Annotated in this window: 22 protein-coding genes and 1 tRNA gene; 16 read left to right on the plus strand and 7 right to left on the minus strand. The window is 69.4% G+C overall.

What is annotated here, in order from left to right; translation table 11 throughout:
* Window positions 1-28: 28 nt before the first annotated feature.
* Genes ACN9MP_RS06745 through der form a run of 7 tightly spaced genes read left to right on the plus strand, consistent with a single transcriptional unit; the run spans window position 29 to window position 6712 of the window.
* Window positions 29-919: a ParA family protein gene (locus ACN9MP_RS06745; RefSeq protein ID WP_426324866.1), complete on the plus strand. Its 891-nt coding sequence runs from the start codon at window positions 29-31 to the stop codon at window positions 917-919.
* Window positions 909-1745, plus strand: a complete 837-nt coding sequence (locus tag ACN9MP_RS06750) for a segregation and condensation protein A (RefSeq protein WP_426325941.1) — start codon at window positions 909-911, stop codon at window positions 1743-1745. Before ACN9MP_RS06745 ends, ACN9MP_RS06750 begins: the two co-directional genes overlap by 11 nt.
* Entirely contained in the window at window positions 1735-2367 is a 633-nt protein-coding gene (gene scpB, locus ACN9MP_RS06755) for an SMC-Scp complex subunit ScpB (RefSeq protein ID WP_426324868.1), read from the plus strand. Before ACN9MP_RS06750 ends, scpB begins: the two co-directional genes overlap by 11 nt.
* Window positions 2368-2404: 37 nt before the next feature.
* Entirely contained in the window at window positions 2405-3217 is an 813-nt protein-coding gene (locus ACN9MP_RS06760) for a pseudouridine synthase (protein ID WP_426324870.1), read from the plus strand.
* A 31-nt stretch (window positions 3218-3248) separates the two neighbouring features.
* On the plus strand, window positions 3249-4391 hold the full coding sequence (locus ACN9MP_RS06765) for a prephenate dehydrogenase (protein WP_426324872.1): 1143 nt from the start codon (window positions 3249-3251) through the stop codon (window positions 4389-4391).
* Window positions 4384-5181: a (d)CMP kinase gene (gene cmk / locus ACN9MP_RS06770; protein WP_426324874.1), complete on the plus strand. Its 798-nt coding sequence runs from the start codon at window positions 4384-4386 to the stop codon at window positions 5179-5181. The genes ACN9MP_RS06765 and cmk overlap by 8 nt, the downstream gene beginning before the upstream one ends.
* Window positions 5171-6712: a ribosome biogenesis GTPase Der gene (gene der / locus ACN9MP_RS06775; RefSeq protein WP_426324876.1), complete on the plus strand. Its 1542-nt coding sequence runs from the start codon at window positions 5171-5173 to the stop codon at window positions 6710-6712. Before cmk ends, der begins: the two co-directional genes overlap by 11 nt.
* 48 nt (window positions 6713-6760) lie before the next feature.
* Here the strand turns inward: der and ACN9MP_RS06780 are convergent, their stop codons facing one another.
* Window positions 6761-7303 carry a hypothetical protein gene (locus ACN9MP_RS06780; RefSeq protein WP_426324878.1) on the minus strand — a complete coding sequence of 181 codons (543 nt, stop codon included), beginning with the start codon at window positions 7301-7303 and terminating at the stop codon, window positions 6761-6763.
* Window positions 7304-7437: 134 nt separating this feature from the next.
* Here ACN9MP_RS06780 and ACN9MP_RS06785 point away from each other — a divergent pair, with 134 nt between their 5' ends.
* The 3 genes from ACN9MP_RS06785 to ACN9MP_RS06795 all read left to right on the plus strand — a co-directional run bounded on the left by ACN9MP_RS06785 (window position 7438) and on the right by ACN9MP_RS06795 (window position 11725).
* Window positions 7438-8340 carry an NUDIX domain-containing protein gene (locus ACN9MP_RS06785; protein ID WP_426324880.1) on the plus strand — a complete coding sequence of 301 codons (903 nt, stop codon included), beginning with the start codon at window positions 7438-7440 and terminating at the stop codon, window positions 8338-8340.
* A gap of 103 nt (window positions 8341-8443) precedes the next feature.
* The gene (locus tag ACN9MP_RS06790; protein ID WP_426324882.1) at window positions 8444-8752 is read left to right on the plus strand and encodes a trypco2 family protein; all 309 of its coding nucleotides are present in this window, start codon (window positions 8444-8446) and stop codon (window positions 8750-8752) included.
* 12 nt (window positions 8753-8764) lie between these two features.
* Window positions 8765-11725, plus strand: a complete 2961-nt coding sequence (locus ACN9MP_RS06795; RefSeq protein WP_426324884.1) for an AAA family ATPase — start codon at window positions 8765-8767, stop codon at window positions 11723-11725.
* A gap of 13 nt (window positions 11726-11738) precedes the next feature.
* Here ACN9MP_RS06795 and ACN9MP_RS06800 read toward each other — a convergent pair whose 3' ends face one another.
* The 3 genes from ACN9MP_RS06800 to ACN9MP_RS06810 form a co-directional block, all read right to left on the minus strand.
* Window positions 11739-12122, minus strand: a complete 384-nt coding sequence (locus tag ACN9MP_RS06800; protein WP_426324886.1) for an RNA-binding S4 domain-containing protein — start codon at window positions 12120-12122, stop codon at window positions 11739-11741.
* Window positions 12119-12796, minus strand: a complete 678-nt coding sequence (locus ACN9MP_RS06805) for a lysoplasmalogenase family protein (RefSeq protein ID WP_426324888.1) — start codon at window positions 12794-12796, stop codon at window positions 12119-12121. The genes ACN9MP_RS06800 and ACN9MP_RS06805 overlap by 4 nt, the downstream gene beginning before the upstream one ends.
* A 73-nt stretch (window positions 12797-12869) precedes the next feature.
* Window positions 12870-13457 carry a GNAT family N-acetyltransferase gene (locus ACN9MP_RS06810; RefSeq protein ID WP_426324890.1) on the minus strand — a complete coding sequence of 196 codons (588 nt, stop codon included), beginning with the start codon at window positions 13455-13457 and terminating at the stop codon, window positions 12870-12872.
* A 129-nt stretch (window positions 13458-13586) separates the two neighbouring features.
* Between ACN9MP_RS06810 and ACN9MP_RS06815 the strand changes: the two genes are divergently transcribed.
* A tRNA-Pro gene (locus ACN9MP_RS06815) sits at window positions 13587-13660 on the plus strand.
* Window positions 13661-14117: 457 nt separating this feature from the next.
* Here the strand turns inward: ACN9MP_RS06815 and ACN9MP_RS06820 are convergent.
* The 3 genes from ACN9MP_RS06820 to ACN9MP_RS06830 all read right to left on the minus strand — a co-directional run bounded on the left by ACN9MP_RS06820 (window position 14118) and on the right by ACN9MP_RS06830 (window position 17446).
* Window positions 14118-14501 carry a hypothetical protein gene (locus ACN9MP_RS06820; protein ID WP_426324891.1) on the minus strand — a complete coding sequence of 128 codons (384 nt, stop codon included), beginning with the start codon at window positions 14499-14501 and terminating at the stop codon, window positions 14118-14120.
* 389 nt (window positions 14502-14890) lie between these two features.
* Window positions 14891-16414 (minus strand): APC family permease, encoded by a 1524-nt coding sequence (locus ACN9MP_RS06825; RefSeq protein ID WP_426324893.1) that lies wholly within the window; start codon window positions 16412-16414, stop codon window positions 14891-14893.
* 123 nt (window positions 16415-16537) lie between these two features.
* Window positions 16538-17446: a LysR family transcriptional regulator gene (locus ACN9MP_RS06830; protein ID WP_426324895.1), complete on the minus strand. Its 909-nt coding sequence runs from the start codon at window positions 17444-17446 to the stop codon at window positions 16538-16540.
* 118 nt (window positions 17447-17564) lie between these two features.
* On the opposite strand from ACN9MP_RS06830, the gene ACN9MP_RS06835 reads away from it, so the two are divergent.
* From ACN9MP_RS06835 to ACN9MP_RS06855, 5 genes are read left to right on the plus strand one after another with little or no spacing between them, the layout of a single operon-like run.
* Window positions 17565-18062 carry a YjbQ family protein gene (locus ACN9MP_RS06835; protein WP_426324897.1) on the plus strand — a complete coding sequence of 166 codons (498 nt, stop codon included), beginning with the start codon at window positions 17565-17567 and terminating at the stop codon, window positions 18060-18062.
* 2 nt (window positions 18063-18064) lie between these two features.
* The gene (locus tag ACN9MP_RS06840) at window positions 18065-19555 is read left to right on the plus strand and encodes an FGGY-family carbohydrate kinase (RefSeq protein ID WP_426324899.1); all 1491 of its coding nucleotides are present in this window, start codon (window positions 18065-18067) and stop codon (window positions 19553-19555) included.
* Window positions 19552-20358, plus strand: coding sequence for a sugar phosphate isomerase/epimerase family protein (locus ACN9MP_RS06845; protein ID WP_426324901.1), 807 nt, complete (start codon window positions 19552-19554; stop codon window positions 20356-20358). The genes ACN9MP_RS06840 and ACN9MP_RS06845 overlap by 4 nt, the downstream gene beginning before the upstream one ends.
* Window positions 20355-21134: a triose-phosphate isomerase gene (locus tag ACN9MP_RS06850; protein ID WP_426324903.1), complete on the plus strand. Its 780-nt coding sequence runs from the start codon at window positions 20355-20357 to the stop codon at window positions 21132-21134. The genes ACN9MP_RS06845 and ACN9MP_RS06850 overlap by 4 nt, the downstream gene beginning before the upstream one ends.
* Window positions 21112-21879 (plus strand): SDR family oxidoreductase, encoded by a 768-nt coding sequence (locus ACN9MP_RS06855; protein WP_426324905.1) that lies wholly within the window; start codon window positions 21112-21114, stop codon window positions 21877-21879. The genes ACN9MP_RS06850 and ACN9MP_RS06855 overlap by 23 nt, the downstream gene beginning before the upstream one ends.
* Window positions 21880-22118 lie beyond the last annotated feature (239 nt).

Raw genomic sequence — 22118 nt, forward strand, 5'->3', positions numbered from 1 at the left:
GAGCGAGCACGAGCGAAACGGGAGCACGGTGGCTGACAGCACGGCGAAGACCAGATCGGGGAAGGCCTCGGAGTCCGAGGTCCCCATCGGGCCCACCGGGCGTCCCTACCAGGGCTTCCCGACGCCGCCGAAGCTCGCGGGCCACGGTCCCGCTCGCATCATCGCCCTGTGCAACCAGAAGGGCGGCGTCGGAAAGACGACCACCACCATCAACCTGGCCGCGGCTCTCGCCGGCTACGGCCGCAAGGTGCTCGCCGTCGACTTCGACCCGCAGGGTGCGCTGTCGGCCGGTCTCGGCATCCAGACCCACGACATCCCGACCATCTACGACCTCCTCCTCGACGGCAAGCGCGATCCGCACGAGGTCATCGTGCACACGCGCGTCCCGGGACTCGACGTCATCCCGGCGAACATCGACCTCTCGGCCGCCGAGGTGCACCTCGTCAACGAGGTGGCGCGCGAACAGACGCTGTCACGGGCGCTGCGCAAGCTCGCGCCCGAGTACGACGTCATTCTCATCGACTGCCAGCCTTCGCTGGGCCTCCTCACGGTGAACGCCCTCACCGCGAGCCACGGCGTCGTGATCCCGCTCGAGTGCGAGTTCTTCGCCCTGCGGGGGGTCGCCATGCTCATCGAGACGATCGACAAGGTGCGCGACCGCCTCAACCCGACCATCACGCTCGACGGCGTGCTCGCCACGATGTACGACGCACGCACCCTGCACTCGCGCGAGGTGCTGGAGCGGGTCGTCGACGCGTTCGGCGACGACGTGCTCGAGACCGTGATCGGCCGCACCGTGAAGTTCCCGGACGCCTCGGTCTCGGGGATGCCGATCACCGAGTTCGCGCCGGAGCACGCCGCCGCGCAGGCCTACCTGCGACTGGCGCGGGAGCTGGTCGCCCGTGGCGCTGTCGCCTGACGCTCCGACAGGCTCAGCGACCCCGGGGGGAGGCCCGGCGAGCGGGGAGGGGTTCAGGGTCGCCCTGTCGAACTTCGACGGGCCGTTCGACCTCCTGCTGACGCTCATCTCCAAGCACGAGCTCGACATCACCGAGGTCTCGCTGTCGCTGGTCACCAACGACTTCATCGCCTACCTGCGAGAGCTCGGTCCCGACGAGGAGCTGGACGAAGCATCCGAGTTCCTGGTCGTCGCCGCCACGCTGCTCGACATGAAGGTCGCCGGTCTCCTGCCGCAGGGCGAGCTCGTCGATGCGGAGTCGGTCGCGCTCCTCGAGGCGCGCGATCTGCTGTTCGCCCGGCTTCTGCAGTACCGGGCCTTCAAGGAGGTCTCGGCGTGGTTCGAGCGGTGCCTGCGCCGCGAGAGCGTGCGGCACACGCGCTCGGTGCGTCTCGACGAGAAGTTCCGCAACGCGGTGCCCGAGCTCGTCTGGTCGCTGAGTGCCGACGACTTCGCGGCGCTGGCCCTGCTGGCCATGACTCCCAAGGAGATTCCGCGCATCGGCTTCGACCACCTGCACGCACCGCTGGTGAGCATCCGCGAGCAGGCGGCGATCGTGGTGACGCTGCTGCGGGATGCCGGTTCCCTGACGTTCCGCGAACTGATCGCGGGTGTGGCGCAGCCGGGCGTGGTGGTCGCACGCTTCCTCTCCGTGCTGGAGCTGTACCGCCATGCCGCCCTGTCGTTCGAACAGCTCGAGCCGCTGGGAGAGCTGACCCTTCGCTGGAGCGCGCAGCGCTGGAGCGACGAGAACCTCGCCACCTTGGGAGCCGACTATGACCGATGACGCTTCGACACGCTCCGCGACCGGGGACGGGAGCCCGGCGACGGGGGACGGCCCTCCGGTGCTGGCGGCGACCGACGTGGCGCGGCGGCTGGAGGCGATCCTCCTGATCGTCGAGGAGCCGCAGAGCCTCGTGAGCCTTGCGGCGGCCGTCGGTGCCCCGGTGCCGGCTGTTCGCCAGGCGATCGAGTCGCTCGTCGAGGATTACGACGGCAAGACGGGCGGTCCGGTGCGCGGCTTCGAGCTGCGTGAGATCGGCGGCGGCTGGCGGCTCTATGTCCGCGAGGAGCTCGACGACCTCGTGAGCGAGTTCGTCGGCGGCCAGGCACCGTCCAGGCTGTCGCAGGCGGCGCTCGAGACGCTCGCCGTGATCGCCTACAAGCAGCCGATCACCCGCGGTCAGGTCGCTTCGATCCGTGCGGTGAACGTGGACTCCGTCGTGCGCACCCTGCTGGCTCGCGGCCTCATCACCGAGCTGTTCGCGGATGCCGAGACCGGTGCCATCAACTACGGCACGACCGATGCGCTCCTGGTGCACCTCGGTATCAACTCGCTGGACGAGCTGCCGCACATCTCACCGCTCCTGGACGACGGCGCCGACGGTTTCGAGGAGGTCGCCCGATGACGAAGAACAGGAACGAAGAACAGGAAGGGGTGCGCCGATGACCGGCGGACCGGAAGCGGAGGGCGTGCGCCTGCAGAAGGTGCTCGCGAACGCCGGCGTCGCATCGCGCCGCGTCGCCGAGAATCTCATCGTCGAGGGCCGCGTGCGCGTGAACGGCAAGGTCGTGACCGAACTCGGTTCGCGCATCGATCCCGAGAGCGACCTGGTCGACGTGGACGGCACGGCGGTGCAGCTCGACCAGTCGAAGCGCTACGTCATGCTCAACAAGCCGACCGGCGTCGTCAGCTCGATGAAGGACGACCGGGGTCGTCCCGACCTGCGCCGCTTCACGAGGGAATGGCCCGAGCGACTCTACAACGTGGGGAGATTGGATGCCGACACCAGCGGCCTCCTCGTGCTCACCAACGACGGCGAGCTCGCGCACGTGCTCGCGCATCCGTCCTTCGGCGTCACCAAGGTCTACATCGCCAAGGTCGAAGGGCGCGTGACTCCGCAGACCATCCAGCGACTGACACGGGGCGTCGAGCTGGAGGACGGGCCCATCGCCGCCGACAAGGCGAGGCTGCTCTCGTCGTCCGCCGAGGGCGGGGGCTCGCTCGTGGAGCTGACCCTCCACTCCGGACGCAACCGCATCGTGCGCCGCATGATGGCCGAGGTGGGGCATCCCGTCGTAGAACTCGTCCGGCGCCAGTTCGGCCCGCTCCACCTGGGAACGCTGCCAGCGGGCGGTGCGCGGGAACTGACTAAAGTGGAGCGGGGCGCTCTGCTGACTCTCTCGCGCCAGGCGACCTCCTCCACGCCGGAGGAGGGCGCACCCGACACCCGCGACGGCGATCCGCCCGCAGACTGAGATTTCCGCCGTGCAGGCGAAGGAGACGCAAGTGACCGACACGAGGCCGCCCGCATCGCGCGACCGCGCCGATGAGCCGGCGCTCGCCCCCCGCATCCGGGGCACGGTGCGGATCGTGGGCGCCGGGCTGCTCGGAGCGAGCATCGGTCACGCGCTCACCGCGCGCGGCGTCGACGTCGTGCTCGACGACACGTCGCCCTCGCAGCTGCGACTCGCGGTCGACTACGGGGCCGGCCGCCACGCCGCCGACGACGATGAGCCCTCGCTCGTCGTCGTCGCCGTGCCGCCGGATGTGACGGCCGACGTGATCCAGCGCGAGCTCGCGCGGTTCCCGCACGCCGTCGTGACCGATGTCGCGAGCGTCAAGCTCGAACCGCTGCGCGCGCTGCGCGAGCGTGGCATCGACCTCACGCACTACATCGGCTCGCACCCCCTCGCCGGACGCGAGCGCGGGGGAGCCATCTCGGCGCGCGCTGACATCTTCGTCGGACGGCCCTGGGTGGTCTGCCGTGACGGAGACACGCCGTCTGCCGACCTCGCGATCGTGGAGGCTCTGGCGCTCGAGCTGGGCGCGACCCCGATCGAGATGACTCCCGAAGATCACGACCGCGGCGTCGCCCTCGTCTCCCACGTTCCCCAGCTGGTCGCGAGCCTCCTCGCCGGTCGCTTCGTCGACGCGCCGGACGGCTCCCTGCGGCTGGCCGGCCAGGGCGTGCGCGACACGACGCGGATCGCGGCATCCGCCCCCGAGCTGTGGGTGCAGATCCTCGGCGCCAACGCCGCACCCGTCGTCGACGTGCTCGACCTGCTCGCCGCCGATCTCACGACCGTCGCCGACGCGTTGCGAGCTCCCGACGCCCCCGGGTCGCGCCGGGCCGTCGCCGACACCATCCGGCGCGGCAACGACGGGGTCGAGCGTCTGCCGGGCAAGCACGGGCAGAACCGCCGGTTCGAGCAGGTCGTCGTCATGGTCGACGACACGCCCGGTCAGCTCGGCCGTCTTTTCGGCGAGCTCGGCGACCTCGACGTGAACGTGGAGGACCTGCGCCTCGAGCACTCGCCGGGCGCCCAATTCGGCCTCGCCGAGATCAGCGTCGTTCCGAGCGCTGTGCGCCGGGCGATCGACGGCCTCCAGTCGCGCGGCTGGAAGATTGCGAGCACCACCAATGACTGATCCTTCCACCCCTTCGACCGGCTCAGCGGCCGCAGCGGCGGGCGGCGCCGCCCTCACGAAGCCCGGCCCCGTCCCGGTCGTCGTGGCGATCGACGGCCCTGCCGGGAGCGGCAAGTCGAGCGTGTCGAAGCAGGCCGCACGCCGACTCGGCTACGGCTACCTCGACACCGGCGCCGCCTACCGGGCGCTGGCGTGGCACGCCCTCGAACGCGGCGTCGACACGTCGGACGCGGCATCCGTCCTCGACGCGTCGGGCGATTTCGACTACGCGATCTCGCTCGATCCCGACGCGTACTGGGTTCGGGTCTCGGAGACCGACGTGACGGACGCGATCCGCGAGCCCCGTGTCTCGGATGCGGTCAGCGGCGTCGCGCGGGTGCCGGCCGTGCGCGAGTCGGTCAACGCGCTGTTCCGGTCGCTCGTGGCGAACTCGGGGCGACCGGGCGTCGTCGTCGAGGGCCGCGACATCACGACCGTCGTCGCCCCCGACGCGCCTGTGCGCATCCTGCTCACGGCCGCGCCCGAGGTGCGTGCCGCCCGCCGCAGCGCCGAACTCACCACGCAGGACGCCGCGGCGGTCGCGGCGGCGCTCCACCGGCGCGACGCCTCCGACTCCGCCGTGGTCGACTTCCTCACCGCCGCACCCGGCGTGGAGGTCGTCGACTCGACCCACCTCGACTTCGATCAGACCGTCGACGCCGTGCTCGGCGTCATCCACGCCGCGCAGTCCCGTTCGGCCGGCGCGCCGGCGGTCGACCCGCTTCAGACAGGAGGCCGAGATGGCCGCTGACAACCACGCCGACTTCGACGAGTTCGAGGACACCGGCGAAGACCATCTGGCAGAGAACCTCGCCGCGCTCGACGACGACCTCGCCGAGCAGCGCGCCGCGGCTCTGCGCGTCGGCCTCGAGGACTACGACCTCGACGAGGAGGACGCTGAACTCCTCGAGGGGTTCGTGCGCGGTGAGGACGGGATCGAGTTCCTCCCCGCGCTGCCCGTCGTGGCGATCGTGGGTCGCCCGAACGTCGGCAAGTCCGCGCTGGTCAACCGCATCCTCGGTCGCCGTGAAGCCGTCGTCGAGGACACCCCCGGCGTCACGCGCGACCGCGTGACGTACAAGGCCGAGTGGATGGATCGCCGGTTCACGCTGGTCGACACCGGCGGCTGGGAACCCGACGCCCGAGGCATCGACCGGTCGGTCGCCCTTCAGGCCGAGGTCGCGATCGACCTCTCGGACGTCGTGCTGTTCGTCGTCGATGCGATGGTCGGCGCCACATCGACCGACGAGCACGTCGTGCGACTGCTGCGCAAGGCAGGCAAGCCCGTCTTCCTCGTCGCCAACAAGATCGACGACGCCCGCCAGGAGCCCGAGGCCGCGGCCCTGTGGAACCTCGGCCTCGGCGAGCCCTACCCGGTGTCGGCGATCCACGGCCGGGGCGTCGCCGACCTGCTCGACGAGATCATGAAGGTGCTGCCCGACGTCTCGGCGGTCGCCAAGCACGAGATCGGCGGCCCGCGGCGCGTCGCGATCCTCGGCCGCCCGAACGTCGGCAAGTCCTCACTGCTCAACAAGGCGGCAGGCGAGGAGCGCGTCGTCGTGAACGAACTCGCGGGCACGACCCGCGACCCCGTCGACGAGATCGTCGAGGTCGGCGGAAAGCTGTGGCGCTTCGTCGACACGGCCGGCATCCGTCGCCGCGTGCACCTGCAGCAGGGCGCCGACTTCTACGCGTCGCTGCGCACGTCGGCAGCGCTCGAGAAGGCAGAGGTCGCCGTGGTCGTCCTCGACGTCACGCAGCCCCTCAGTGAGCAGGACGTGCGCATCATCGACCTCGTGCTCGAATCGGGCCGAGCACTCGTGCTGGCGTTCAACAAGTGGGACCGCCTGAACGACGACGACATGGACGGTCAGGACCGGCGCCGTTATCTCGAGCGCGAGATCGAGCAGGACCTCGCGCACGTCGCCTGGGCCCCCCGCGTCAACATCTCGGCCCGCACCGGGCGTCACCTCGACAAGCTCGTGCCGGCGCTCGAGACCGCCCTGGAATCGTGGGATCAGCGCATCCCGACCGGTAAGTTCAACGCCTTCCTCACCGAGCTCATCGCCGAGCACCCGCACCCGCTGCGCGGCGGCAAGCAGCCGCGCATCCTGTTCGGCACCCAGGCGTCGACGCGCCCGCCGACCTTCGTCCTGTTCACGACGGGATTCCTCGACCCGGGTTACCGCCGCTTCATCCAGCGCCGCCTCCGCGAGCTCTACGGCTTCGAGGGCACGCCGATCGTCATCAACATGCGCGTGCGGGAGCGCCGCCAGCGCTGACGACGGAGATGACGGATGCCCCGCCCCGAGGCATCCGTCGTCCGCGACTCAGTGGCGGAGCCGGGCGTGCTGCTCCCGCTCGGCGATCTCGATCTCGGCCGCCAGGGTGTCGAGCGTCGCCTGCTGGCGCGGGGAGCTGGTGCCGCCGGCCGCGGCGAGCAGCTCGAGCTGGGCGGTGCGCAGCTCGCCGATGCGCTGCTCCTCGGTGAGGGCGTGCCACAGCGTGCGGTCGTCGATGGGTTCGCCGGGCGGACCATACGTGTCGAACAGCGCGTCGGGGGAGCGCACCAGGTCGGGGTTGGTGCGCACCCGCCTCCAGCGGGCCTCGGACGCGCGCCACAGGAGCAGCATGGTCGCGCCCCCGCACAGCAGTCCGGCCACGACGAGCGCGATGCCCGTCCGCAGATCGAGTGTGAGACCGGTCAGTGTGGTGAGCCGGGGGGCGAACACGGCGAACAGGACCGCGACCACCGCAGCGATCACCACGAGACCGGCGACGACGGCGATGACCCCGCGGGTGCGATACCTCTCGTACTCGTGGGCGACGCGGCGCTCGTGGTCGGCGTTGACCACGCCTCCGTCGACCCTCACGTCCGCGTCCGATCGATCGCCACGCCTCGACGATAGGGCCTCGTCGCCCCGGTGCGCTGTCCGTATCGTGACGCCCCGTTGCACTGTCGCACGGCGCGAGCCTCTGCACGAGGTCGGTGTGACAGGGTGGGAGGGTGACGATCGAGCCTCCCGCCCCCGGTGAGCCCCGCCGTCCTCACGGACCGCGCGATCCCGGCGACGCGTGGGTCGTCGCGCCGACGGGGGAGAAGTACTGGGGCCGGTTCGGTGCCGCGGGCCTGCTTGCGGTCGACGCCGAGCGGGGGGTGCTGCTGCAGCATCGGGTGTCGTGGAGCCATTTCGGAGACACGTGGGCGCTGCCGGGCGGCGCGCGGCATGAGGGCGAGTCGGCGGGCGACGGCGCGTTGCGGGAGGCTGCCGAGGAAGCGGGGGTTCCGGATGCTGCGGTGCAGCCGCGCGTGCTGAGCGTGCTGGATCTCGGCTACTGGAGTTACACCACCGTCGTCGGCGACGTGGTCTCACCGTTCGAGCCCACCATCAGCGACCCCGAGAGCCGGGAACTCGCGTGGGTGCCGGTCGACGCCGTATCCGGGTATCCGCTCCACCCGGGTTTCGCGGCATCGTGGGAGCGGCTGCGTGGGCTGCTCGCCGTGCGGCCGGCGGTCGTCGTCGATGTCGCCAACGTCGTAGGATCCGTGCCCGACGGATGGTGGCGCGACCGCGCCGGCGCGGCGACACGGCTGCTGGCGCGCATCGCCCGCCTCGCCGGGACCGGCGTGCCGGCGGAACAGCTCGAACTGCCCGAGCACACCTGGTACCCGGAGTGGACGGGCGTCGTCGAGGGTCGGGCGCGATCGGCGGACGAGGCTCCGGGCATCGAGATCGTGCGGGCCGAGGCATCCGGTGACGACGCGATCGCCGAGGCCGCCGAGCGCCTCGTGGGCGAAGGCCGCCAGGTGACCGTCGTCACGAGCGACCGAGGCCTCGCCGAGCGCGTGACCGACGCCGGCGCGGGCGTGCGCGGCACGCGCTGGCTGCTCGACCTGCTCGAGGCCTGACCGCGGAAGGGTCGTTCGCCGGGGCTATTCCGACGATCGCCGAACAGCGGTAGCGTCTGGGCATCGGGTCGTCCTCTCACTCCGATGGGGAAGGGAGCGGGAGATGGATGCGGATGGGCTGGCAGTGCCCCTGTCGGATGCGATCGAGAACGTGCGCGCCGAGCTGGAGGACGCGATCCGTCGTGGCGCCGGCTCGGACGTCGCCTTCGAAGCGGGTCCGGTCGAGATGGAGTTCGAGGTCGCCTTCTCGGCCGAAGGGGGAGGCGGCGCTTCGTTCAAGGTGTGGGTCGTCGACGTCTCGGCGCGGGGCGATGTCAGCCGCACCTCGACAAACCGACTGAAAGTCACGCTGCAGCCGGTCGATCGCGCGACGGGCGAGAAGGCGCTCATCGGAGCTCTCGGCAACAGATAGAAGCGGCCGGCGATGGATGAGTCCCGCGTCGTGCGCACCCGGCGCCCCCCTCCGACGCGTGAGGGGCCGCCGTACCGCTTCGGGTCGGGCTACGTCCTGCGGGAAGGGCAGGTGCTGACTGCCGCGCATGTTCTCATCGCGGCCGATCCCGCCGTGCCCGAGACGGCTGTGGAGACGGTGCGAGTAGGCGACCGCTGCTCCGTAGCGACCTGGGCCTCGCTGCAGGCGGCTGAACGCGACGATGCGATCCACTGGGAGGAGGGGGTGGTCGCTGCCGTCGACCCCGAGTCCGACGTCGCCGTCATCGCGGTCCCGGGCGTCGGGTCCGGGCTGCCGCCGGCTCGATTGGGGGTGATGGTGGGGAGCGATGCCGTGGCGTGGTCCGCCGTGGGGTTCCCCAATGCCGGGATCACCGACCGGGGCCGCGAGGCCGAGCAGGCGCGCGGTGAGACCGACCCGATCACGGAGTCGTTCGACAAGCGGCTCGGCCTCACCATCTCATCGAGAGAGGCCTCGGCGCCGGCAGCGAAGGGCTCCGGGTGGTCGGGTCTCTCGGGCGCCGGCATCTTCGCAGGGGAGTGTCTGATCGGCGTCGTGACGGCAGACCCTCGCGGGTGGGAACGGAGCCTGTCGGGCGTGAGGATCGTTCGTGCGCTCGCTCATCCGGAGGTGGGCGCCGCACTGGACGGCTTGGCCGTCGAGCACCTGGCTCCCCAGGCCGGCGGGAACGACGCGGATGCCGACGAGGTCAGAGTGGTCGGGGACCGCGTTTCGGCCGCCGTGATCAAATGGCGGGACCGCGACGAGCTGCGGGAGTGGCTGCGGGGCATGCTCATCGCCGGTCAGCCGATCACGTGCATCTACGGCCGACCGGGCATCGGCAAGAGCGCCGTCGTCGCGAAGGTGCTCACGGAGTTCGAACGCGCCGATCCGGCGCGCAGTCCGATGGAAGACCTGGACGGGCTCGTGTACCTGTCGACCCGGACGGGTGCCATTCCCCTCACAGCGGCGCTCGTGTTCGAAAGAGTCGCCGAACTCGCGTCGGACGATGACGCGCACGAACTCTCGCTGAAGTGGACCAACCTGGATGTGCAAGCGTTCTCGTCGCTGTGGAATACCCTGCGGCGTCGACGCGTCGTCGTGGTGCTCGACCACCTGGACGACGTGCAGGACGCTCAGACCCTCCAGCTCACCGACGAGCGGCTCGTGGAGACGCTCAGGTCGGCGGTGCTGGCGCCGAGTTCGCCGCGCATCGTCACGACATCCCGCGAACGCCTGAGTCTTCCCCCCGACCTCCTCGCGAGCGTCGAGATGCGCGAGCTGCGGGATGGTCTGACCTCGGCCGACGGGGTTGCGCTTCTTCGGTCATTCCCTGACCCGAACGGTTCGATCGGCGTCGAGAGCGACGACCGGCTGGCACAGATCGTAGGTCTCGTGGAGGGCGTGCCGCACGGGCTGGAACTGGTGGCCAGCAACGCCAGCAACGACCGGTCGTTCATCGGCAAGCTGCTCGCGGTGACCGAAGCTCCGGAGGCGATCCTCGAGCGGCTCGTCTCCCGCAACTATGAGAACCTCGACGACCCGTCGCATCACATCGTGGGGCTGCTGGCCATGGCTCGGGTGCCGTTGCCCGAGTCCGCGGTGCCGGAGCTGCTCGCAGGCATGGTCGATCCGGAACTCGCCGTTGCGACCCTCGGGCGCCTGATCGACGCGCGGACGATCGCGTACGAGCCGAAACCCTCACCTGCACCGGGCATCGTTCGTCTCCACCCGCTCGACGCCGACTTCGTGCGGCAGACCCTCCTGGAGGATGAGAGGTCCCTGCAGAAGCAGCTCGACGGGCAGCTCGCCGACTGGTACAGAGCCCAACGGACTCCGCCGGCGTCGTGGCGTTCAGCGAGCGACGTGGGACCCAACGTGCGAGAGTTCGAGCACCGTTGGCGGGCCGCACGTGACCCCCATGAGCGAACAGCGGCTCTCGCCCCGCTCGCCGAGGCGGCCGTCCAGATCTCGCGCAAGGGGGAAGGGCGACAGCTGCTCACGGCGATCACCCGCGTAGAGAAGGAGATCACCGACCCCCTCGGCCTGCTGTACCTGGATAAGTGCCGGTTCGCGGTCGAATTCTTCAACGGATCGCTGAAGAACGCCGAAGAGATCGCGCGCAGCGCGATCGGGCGGCCGACGGATGGCGAAGGTGCCGCGCTCAGAGCCGAGATGCGCCAGTCGCTGGGGGCCGTTCTCCGCCACCGCGGCAGAACAAGGGAGTCGAGCGAGGTGCTTCAGCAGCTTCTGGACGAGCATGATGACGCAGTCGAGCGGAGCACCTTGGTCCTGGCGCTTCTGGAACTGGGCCTGAGCCTCTGCTACCTCGGCGAGTGGGATCGAGCACGATCGGTCGCAGACACGCTGGAAGCGTTGGCCGGCGAGGACGCTGACGCGGAGTCGCGGGCACGAGTCTTCGACCTGCGGTCGCTCGCCTGTCTGGGCGATGGCGACTACGCGGGAGCCATTGCGGCGGCGACCGAGGGCATCGCCGAGTACGCCAGCACGACGTCGGATGACAACATCGGCTACCTGCAGAATGTGCGCGGCCTGGCCCACCTCTATCGCGGAGAGGTGGAAGCGGCGGTCGCCGAGTTCACGGAGGGGATGTCGGTTGCGGAACGCTACGGTCAGCGACGTCTGGAGGGCTTCTGTGCGCTGAATCTCGCCTGGTGCGCCCTCGCACGCGCGAGTTGGTCCGAAGCCGAGACCATCGCCCTGCAGGCGGCCGACTGCCTGACGATGGCGGACACGAGCGACTCCTCGATCGCAGCGCATCTGGTCTCCGCGTTGCGGGACCAGTCGCGCGATCACACGACCCTGACCACGATCCTCGGCGCGGCAGCGCGGATGTCTCGCCAGAACGCGGACGTCTACAACCCGGGTGACGAGGAGGTGTCGCGACTCGCTGCGGCGCTGGCCGGGCGTTAGGAGAGCCTCCGCCTCAGGACTCCTCGCGTGCGCGCAGGCGGTCGATCTCGCGGCGCTCGCGCTTGGTGGGCCGCCCGGCGCCGCGATCGCGCTGAGCGATCACCGGGGTCGGGTCCCGCGGCGGGGTGCGGTCGTCGACCGCCTCGGCGGCCGGGACGGCGCCGACGCGCTTGGAGATCGGCTGCTTCACGACGAGGATGCGGTCGAACCCGTTGATGCGCACCCGCAGCTCGTCGCCGGGGCGCACCGGCTGCGCAGCCTTGGCGCGGTCGCCGTTCACGCGCACGTGCCCGGCCCTGCAGGCCGTCGTCGCCGCCGAGCGCGTCTTGTAGACGCGAACAGCCCAGAGCCAGGCGTCCACCCGCACGGCCTTTCCCGCCGCCGAGGCATCTGTCATCGCGCGACCGCCGGTACCTGTGCCGCGCGCCGCGCACGGACGCTGAGCAGCACGCCGGCGGCGATGAGACCCTGGCCCAGGCAATAGGTCACCATGACCAGCGGGCTGGTCCAGTCGGGCATCGCGTCGGGGAGGAACAGGCGGAACGCCAGTACGGAGTCAGAGGTGAGGAAGAACACGCTGCCCCACACGATGAGCGGATGGCACCGGGATGCCGCCACCGCCGTGCCGCCGAGCACCAGGCCGTAGGCGGCGACAGCGATGGCGAGTCCGCCGAGATGAGGCCAGAGGACAGCGAGGAGCACGACCCACCACACGGCGTACACGGCAGCCCAGAGCGGGACCCGGCGCACCGCGAGGACCCTCCCGAAGAGGGCGATGTAGCAGAGGTGCGCGAGACCGAAGAAGAGCAGCATCATGGGCACGGTGGGCAGCCACGGCACGAACGTCGCGGCGCCGTCGCCGAGCCACGACAGCCCCAAGGCGACGAGGAGCAGCGTGTACGCGCCCGACCAGCCTGAGCCGCGAGCGCCCCACACGACCGCGAGTGCGAGAAGGGGCATCAGGGCGAGCTTGGTCGGCGCGGCGACGGCGTCGGAGCCCACGGCGAGAGCCGTGACATGCACGATCGTCACTGCGATGTACGGCACGAAGCCGATCCATAACCGACGCATGATCCTCCTCGACGGACGGGTCCCGACAATCGTCCCACGCCGCTCGCGTGGCTCGCGGCGGGCGCGGGCGCCGTCAGCCGGTGAGGTCGAGCGACACGATCGCCAGGTACGGCTTGGGCCGCGCCACCTCGCGGAAGCCGGCGTCTTGGAACGTCGACAGCACCCCGTGGTAGAGGTCGTTGACCGGGATCTTCTTGCCCGCGTTCGGGTCGAGCGGATACGCCTCGATGACGCGGGCGCCGCTCTCACGGGCGTAGTCGACCGCCGCCTCCAGCAGGCGCGCGTTGAGTCCCTTGCCGCGGTGCTCCTTGCGCACCACGAAGCAGCTGACCGTCCACACGGATTCGTCGTCCCACGGCTCCTCCGAATGTTCGCTGAAGCTGCGGGTGCGACGCAGCCGCACCTGCGGTGGGCGCGGACCGACGCGCACCCAGCCTGCCGCCTCGCCGTCGACATAGGCGATGAGCGCGGGCGGTGGGCCGGCGTCGACCTCGGCGCGCAGCATCCGTTCCCGCTGCTCTCTCGTGGTCTTCTGCCACTCCGCGTTCGTGATCATCCACCACTGGCACTGACAGCTGGCTCCGTCGCCGCCGCCCGTGAGAGCGTGCTCAGCGTCGTCGAAGCGTTCGGCAGTGGCCGGTGCGATGGTGATGTTCGGCATGCCGCGACGCTAGTGGGCCCCACCGACAGCGGCAAGGACGACGGATGCCACGCCCGGGCGCGCCTCGGTTCGCGAGGCCTCCGCGAAGCGGGTAGGATGGGGGAGTTGTCCGCGCGCGAGCGGGGGCATCGGGATGTGGCGCAGCTTGGTAGCGCACTTGACTGGGGGTCAAGGGGTCGCAGGTTCAAATCCTGTCATCCCGACAGAGCAGCTGTCGGCAGAACGGATAGCTCGAAGAAGTCGAAAGACGAAGATCCCCTGCAATTCGCAGGGGTCTTCGTCTTTTCGACGTGAGAAGGGCGATTCGTCAGGTTCCTGAGCCCTCCGAGCTCGGCTCATGTCCCGCTCCCGGGTCGTTCTTGGGCGTTCGCCGGACCGGTTCGTGCGCTCGACAGGTGCCCTGATCTACGGCTGGATATATTACGGCTTCAGTTCGTGCTGGGGGACGGTGATATCTCGAACTCTCTCGGTGAGCTGGGCTGGGTCGAGTGACAGGGGAGGCTTCCCGCACAATAGCGGGATGTTCGCGACAAGTTACTACAAGGAATCGACTTCCAAGTGGATGGGGCCGGGGTGGGTCACCGCGGTCCTGTCGGGAGGCGTCACCGTGTTCTGGGGAGCAACGTGCACCATTCCGCCCCTGGTCTACACAGGAACGGTTTAGAGTTCCGCGGTCATGTCGACGATGGGTAGCTGGTGACGGCCAGTTACCCATCGCCGCCATGCATGGATGTCGGCGACGAGCGACTCGGCCACGACAAAACGGTTGGTGCTCGTTCGAACGCCGACGCGCTCGGCGAGCGGGATAACGAGAAATTCCTCGCTCGCCTTGAGGTGATCGTCAAAAAGCGGCGTGAGGCGCCGAAGGTCGAGCGGGTTTCGCCATTCCGCGTTCGGGTCGAGATGTTCTCGGCTCCATTCAAAGGCGTCACGCAGCACATCGGCGGATGGCGGCGCGGGTGACAATTCAGCTCGAACTCGGTTGATGTCGTCGGGAAGTTCAGTCAAAGCGCGCACATCGCGCGACCTGAGCAGCTCGTTCAACCACCGCGCCAACTGTTCGCGAACGCGCGGTGCCGCCCCGTCGTGGATTTCCGTTGGGAGCTGTTCCAATCGGCCGAGCTCCGGAACCGCGCCCCCGTAGGCCACCTATACGTAAAAGGCGGCGGCGAGTCGACGCGCGAGATAAAAATTAGCCTCCGAGGTCACGCGTCGAGGGTAGACGGCGCACTGGGGTGGAACAAGGCCCGCGGCGACTTCGCCGGTACTCCTCGGCGGGTGATTTCTCCGGGCCCCGGAGGGTGACTTCGCCGGAACTCCTCGGTGCACACGGGCCAGCGGGCGTTCGACGACGTCGAGCATTGATTCAGCGCAGTAGTCGTCTGAGCGCAGTGGATGCCGCCTCCCAGAGGGGGCGGCATCCACATCCGTACTCAGACGGCTTCTTCGTCAGGATGCTCTCGCGCGTAGCGAGGCCCTGCGTGTCCTGTCGCCAGCCGCTTCCGCAGCACGAACAGCCACCAAAGGGCCGCGAGAGCGACGATCCCGCCGAAGACGTAGCCGTTGCCTGCGAATGCGGGGAGGAAAAGGAGTGCGAACTCGACCGCCGCGAACACCACGAGGCTCACGACGAGCACGGGGATACGCGCTCGGCCGAGGTCGAACGTGCCTGGCTCGGCGGCGGGGATCCGGCCCTTCACCGCCGCAGTCAGCAGGCCGATGGTCTGCAGCAGGTAGGTCGTGAAGAAGGCCAGTGTGGCGATCCCGAGGAAGTAGTTGAATGCCTGGACGCTGACGAGGGCAGAGAGCAGCAGCAGCACTGACACGACGCCGAGCGTGATGACGGCCGTCGACGGCGTCTTGCGCTTGGGAGCCACGTGCCGCAGCGCGCGGGAGGCCGGCATCATGTTGTCGCGCGACAACGAGTACAGCAGGCGCGTGCCGACGAGGACGTTTGAGAGCAGGCACACGAGGATGTTGGTCAGCGCCACCGCGATCACGATCCGTGCGAACACGGGACCCAGCTGCTGGGAGATGATCTCCTCGATGGGCGCCGCAGATCCCTCGAGGGCGGCCGGGTCCTTGATCGCGAGCACGTACACGAGGTACATGAGGAACTCGATGATGCAGGATGCCGCGAAGGCATAGAACATCGTGCGGGGGATGACACGGCGCGCGTTCTTGGTCTCCTCAGCGACGTCCGCGACGGCCTCGACGCCCACGAGGCCGAAGAACGGCCCGAGCGATGCCGCGAGCCAGGCGAAGATGTAGGGCGTCGCCTCGTCGGGGCTGGAGCCCATGAAGAGGGATGAGAAGGGCTGCGCGTTGTCAGGCACGACCAGCATGACGATCGCGATCGCGAGGGTGACCCCCACAGTGACGACGATCTCCAGCCCGACGCCGATGTTGTTGATGAACGTCGCCAGGCGTACGCGGTAGGCGTTGATCAGGACGCAGACAGCGACGACGCCGATGGCGATGAAGATCTGCTGGGCCTGCGTGAGGTTCCAGTCGAAGACGCTGCCGAGGTAGCCGGCGAAGATGAAGCCGAGGCTGGTCATGCCGCTGACCCAGCCGATGAGCGCGGCGTAGCCCGTGAACCATCCGAACGTGGAGCCGTTGAGGCGGCTCGTCCACTGGTACGCGTAGCCGGCGAGCGGGATCTTCGCGGCGACGTCGGCCGCAATGAGCGTCCACAGCAGGAAGACGGGGATCGCGAGGAACAGCGTCCAGATGAACGGCGATCCCGCGTTGAGGTAGCCGGCGGCGAAGCCCGTGAATACGGCCGTCGTCGCGCTGATCGTTGAGAACCCGATGGCGAATGAGGCGATCTTGCCGACGGAGCGATCGAGCTTCTGCGTGTATCCGAACTCTTCCAGTCGGGCGTCCTCGTCTTCGCCGACCACTCGGGGCGGTGGCACGAGGGACTGCTCCTGGTTTGCGGCCGAGTTGACCATGGATTCTCCTAGCTTCCTTGCCGGCCGGGGGACGGGCGACCCGCGGTTCGTTGCAGTAAGTGAAGCGATGAGGTGCCGTCGCCCGGAAGGTCGAACCTCTTATGTATTCATAAGCGCGGTCGATCAGTGGCGAGGCTTGGGGCGAGGCGAGCCGCTGATCATGTGCTCCACGAGCCGTCGGGAGGGCGTGGTGAGCCGGTCGGGTCGCCATGCAACGGCGGTGTAGCTGATCGGACGGTTGGTGATGGGAACGAACTGGATGCCGGGCCGGTCGTACAGGCGGACCATCGACGACGTCGTGAAGCTGATCCCCACGCCGCGCGCGACGAGCGTCGCCTCCGACTCGTACGTCGCCGCTTCCGCGGCGATCTGCGGAGGGACCCCGCCGCGTGCGTCAGCGGCGTACCAGTACTCGCGCCATCGGCCGGCCGACTTGGGCGCCACCACTATCGGCTCGTCGAGCAGCTCCTCGATCCGCAGCTCAGAGCGGCCGGCCAGGCGATGTGCGCGCGGCAGACATGCGACCCAGGACTCCTCCGCGACGATGGCCATCTCCATGTCGGGGACGTCGACCGGCGGACGCAGGAGTGCGATGTCGGTCGCCCCGGATGCGAGGCCCGCCGTCGGGTCGGAGAAGTCGTACTCGAGCGTCTCGATGGTGATGTCGGGGAAGGCGCTCTCGACGCCATCGAGGAGCTGGAAGAGCAGGTCTGCTCCTGTGCCGATGAGGTAACCCAGGCGGACGTGGGCGTAGTCGACCAGCATCGCCACGGCTTCCAGCGCGGAGTCGACCTCGGTGAGCGCCCGTCGGACGTGCGGGAGCCACTCCCGCCCGGTCGCGGTGAGCGTCACCGAGCGGGTGTTGCGGTCGAAGAGCCGGTCTCCGATGACGCGTTCCAGGTTCTGGATGGCCGCCGAGAGAGCGGGTTGAGTGATGAACAGCTTCTCGGCCGCACGGCGGTAGTTCAGTTCGGTTCCGAGCGCCTCGAAGTATCGGAGCGCCCGCAGGTTGACGTCAGGGAATGCGCGCATGAGGCCCGTTCCATTGATAAGCCCACGTTATGTGGTGATTGTAACTGGGAGTTTCCCCCGCGCATGACGGTGCCCGCAGACTGCTACCGACCGCCGGACCACGAAAGCAGGGAGCCGCATGAACGCCCACAGCCGCACGATCACCATCGATACTCCCGCCCGTCAGGAGTTCTTCGACGTGACCGAACAGCTGGCGGAGTTCGTGCGGGACGCCGGCGTCGACGCCGGGATCGCTGTCGTCTACTCGGCGCACACCAGCTGCTGCGTGTTCCTCCAGGAGGAGTCCGAGGACGTCACCTATTACGGCACCCAGCTGATCCTGCAGGACACCCTCAATGTGCTCGCGAAGATTGCACCGCCGACGCGCCACGAGGGCCAGTACCTGCACCCGGGCCCCATTCACATCCGCAATGCGGCCGCGCTGCGAGACGAGCTGCCGGCGTGGGGCCTCAACACCGACGGGCATATCATCTCGTCGATCCTGGGCCGGTCCGAGGTCGTTCCCGTCGTCGACGGGCAGCTCGTCCTCGGCGAGTTCGGACGCGTCTACTTCGGCGACCTCGACTCCGTCCGGCCCCGCACCCGCACGGTCCACCTCCAGATCCTCGCGGGCTGACGGTGCTCGTCTACTCGGTCGACGTCGGCACCACGAACCTGAAAGTGGTGCTCTACGACGAGCAGCTGCGCCGGCTCGCGACCGCCGCGGCGCCGGCCGTCTACGCCCGCGAGGGGGTTCGCGTCGAGTTCGATCCGGAACAGCTCTTCGCCTCCGTGCTGGAGCTGATCGGGCAGTGCGCGGCCATCGCGGGTCTTCCTGGCCGGGACGAGGCGACCATCGCGCTCACCGGACAGGCCGAGTCGCTCGTCCTGCTGGATGGGAGGGGCGCGCCCGTGCGCCCGGGCCTGTCCTGGCTGGACGATCGCGCCGCCGAGGAGGCCCGCGGGATCGGTGAGCACTTCGGCGTGGAAGAGGCCTTCGGCGTGACGGGTGAGCCGTTCTCGTCCACGACGTGGCCGGCTGCGAAGCTCCGCTGGCTGCGGCTTCACGAGCCGGACGCTCTGGCGTCCGCCGTCTCTGTCCTCATGATCAAGGACTACCTCGTCTTCCGCCTGACCGGCGTCGCCGTGGGGGAGGTCTCGACCCGCGGATTCACCTACCTCTGGGACGTCGCCCGCGGCCACTACTGGAATGCCATGACGGAGTACTGCGGTGTCGCCCCGGGGTCACTTCCCGATGTCGTCGCCGCAGGGACCGACGTGGGCTCCGTGCACCCCGAGGTTGTGCAGCATCTTCCTCCCGCGACGCGCTATCGCGTCAACATCGGCGCACTCGATCACTTCTGCGCGATGGCCGGCACAGGGTCTTACGTAGCGGGTCGTGTGAGCGAGTCGGCCGGCACCGTGCTGTCCCTGTCGCTGCTCGTCGACGACTGGACATTCGATCCGCAGCGGAAGATCTCATTCCACACGGGCCTCCGGCAGGGCGAGACGGTGCTCTTCAACGCCGTCGACGCGGGCGGCGCAGCGCTCGAGTGGTTCCGCGTCCAGGGCCTCGGGGGAATGGCGCACGACGATCTCGAGCGCCGCCTCCGAGCCCGCGACCACCGGGAGGCCCCGATGTTCCTCCCTTACCTCACGGGGGTCAACCCCCCGGACTACTTCACGCACGCCAAAGGAGCCTTCCTCGACCTCGACCTGGGCCACGACCGCATCGACCTCGCCTACGCGGTGGAAGAGGGGATCGCGCATCTGCTGCGCCGCAACATCGAGTACTTCCCGGCCGGGCCCGCCGGCGAGATCGTGTCGACGGGCGGCGGTGCGGCATCCGCGTTCTGGAATCAGCTGAAGGCTGACGTGTGCGGAATCGACGTCGTGGTGCCGGACGAGCTGGAGGCGACGTGCCGCGGTGCCGCCGCGCTCGCCCTCGCCGCGGCAGGGTTCCTCGCGGACCTGACCGACGCCGCCAGCATGAACACTCCCCGCTCGGCGCGGTACCGGCCCTCCGGTGACCGCCTGCGGCAGGAGCGCTATGCGCGCTTCGACGACCACCTGCGGCGCCTCTTCGCGGATGCGCCGGCGCTCGCCCTCCACACGAAGGACACCCCATGATGCTCTGCTGCTCGTCCCCCATGGTGCCGGGGGAGACCCTGACGGCGAAGGCCGAACTCCTGGCGGAGTGGGGCTACGACGCGATCGCCGTCTTCCAGCCTCTCGATGCCTGGAGTTCCGACGCCCGCCGTGAACTCGTCTCGCTCGAGGATCGCACGGGCATCAGGCCCGTCGAGTTCGTTCTGTCCGACGACGTCTACGGCAATGCGATGTCGGAGGATGCCGCGCTGCGCGAGCGCTGCCGGGCGATGTACCGTCGATCCGCCGAGGTGTGCGCCGAGATCGGCGCCGTCACGGAGATCGAATTCGAGTACGGGGCGCAGAACCCGCTGCCGCTCTTTGAGCCCTTCCGGCAGCTGAGCCCGTCGCAGCACAGCGCATTCGTCGAGTTCTACCTCGAGATGCTCGACGTCGTCGCGGGCAGCGACGGCCGAGTGCTGCTCGAGCCGATCAACCGGTACGAGAGCGGGTACCTGAACCGGATCGCCGACAACGTCCGCATCATCGACGAGGTCGCACACCCGAACGCCGGACTGCTCCCGGACCTCTTCCACATGTCGATCGAGGAATCCGACCCCGCGCAGGCTCTGCGCGATGCGGGGGCGCACGTCGTGCATGTCCACCTCGGCGACAGCAACCGGCTGCTCCCGGGCAGCGGCCACCTCGACTGGCCCGCCATCGTCCAGGCCCTCCGCGACGTGGACTACCGGGGGTACCTCAACCTCGAATGTTCGACAGAGGCCGATCCCAACGTCACTCTTCCCGCGACGGCACGAAGGCTGCGGAAGCTCGTGAACGTATGACTCCGCCGCTCACCGCGCCCTTCTTCGAGATCGGTCCCAAGAACCTCCTGCGGCGCCACGCGCTGGAGGAGCTCGCGCTCGCGGCTGGGCGCGCCGGCGCCGAGTACGGCGTGTCGGTCGTCGTGACCGTTCCGACGGTCATGATCGCGCCGATCGTCGACCTGGATGCCGGTGTGCACGTATTCGCGCAGAGTATGGACGCCGATCGCCCCGGCGCATCCTTCGCCAGGGTCACCGCCGAGGGGCTCGTCGATGCGGGAGCGGCGGGCGTCATGCTCGATCACGACGCCGCGCCGCTGGATGAGCGGACGCTCGCGGCGACTGTGGCCCGCGCGAAGGAGGTCGGCCTCGCCACGATCGTCTGCGCGGGCTCCGAAAGCGCAGCCCTCGCCGCCGCTGCCCTCGCCCCGGCCGCCGTGCTCGTCGAGCCGGCGAACCTGATCGGAACGGCAGGCGCCGCCGACCGGGGCTGGATCGCCCCACTCACGTCGGCGCTGCGTCGTGTCGACCCCCGCGTTCTCGCGATGCACGCGGGAGGCGTGTCGTCCCCCGGGATCGTTCGGGCCATCATGGCGACCGGCGCCGACGCGACGGGGTCGACGAGCGGCATCCTCGGTGCGCCCGACCCGCTGGCCGCCGCGCGCCTCTTCATCGCCGCCGCCCGCGCCGGCTGGGACGTCGCCCACGCGGCCCCCGCGTCGCCGGCGGCGCATCCCGACCACGACGGACCACCACCAACGAAGGAGAACACCCATGGACACCAACCTCACCGGTAAGACCGCGGTCATCACGGGAGGGGCGCGCGGCATCGGCTTCGCCGTCGCGCGCTCACTCGCGGCGGAGGGTGCCGACATCGCGATCCTCGATCTCCTCGACACCGTCGAGGAGTCAGCTCAGCGCATCGCCGACGAATACGGCGTGCGCGCCTACGGGCAGCGTCTCGATGTCACCGATCAGGAGGCGACGGATGCCGCGTTCGAGGAGATCGCGCAACGGCTCGGCGTTCCGCAGGTGCTGCTCACCGCGGCGGGGATCGAGATCAACGGGGACTCCATCGACGTCACGGCGAAGGACTGGCGGAAGGTCATCGACGTCAACCTCACGGGCACGTTCTTCGCCGCCCAGGCCTTCGGTCGGGGCCTGCTGGCTGCCGACCTGCCAGGCAGCGCCGTGCTGATCTCGTCCATGTCGGGGCTCATCGTGAACGTCCCCCAGTGGGCCGCGTCATACAACTCATCGAAGGCCGCCGTCGCACACCTCGGCAAGTCGCTCGCGGTGGAGTGGGCGGCGTCCGACATCCGGGTCAACTCCATCTCGCCCGGTTACGTCCTCACGGATCTGACCCAACAGATCATCGACCGGGAGCCCGAGCTCGAGGCCGACTGGGTCTCGCGGATCCCGCAGGGTCGCATGGCGACCCCGGGGGATCTCACCGGGCTCGTCGTGTTCCTCGCGTCGCCCGTGTCGAGCTATCTCACGGGTCAGCAGATCGTGATCGACGGCGGCTACACCGCGGTCTGAGAGCGACGGGCAGGTCGCCAGAAGTCTCGGGGGCCTGCCCGGTGCCGACACTCGGACCCTGCGAACCGGCTCCCCGTGGGCACGAAGGCACTCGCGGGTTCCGGAGACTCTCGGGGAACGCCGGAAACGGCCTGATTCCTCCAAGGGGTCGCGGGTTCGCGTCCAGTCTTCCGATCAGAAGGTCCCAGGACGCGAGGGTCTCCGGGACCTCGTGGGTAGATCACTCGGCCCGCATCAGC

Source organism: Microbacterium sp. E-13 (genome assembly GCF_049912955.1).
Lineage (GTDB): Bacteria > Actinomycetota > Actinomycetes > Actinomycetales > Microbacteriaceae > Microbacterium.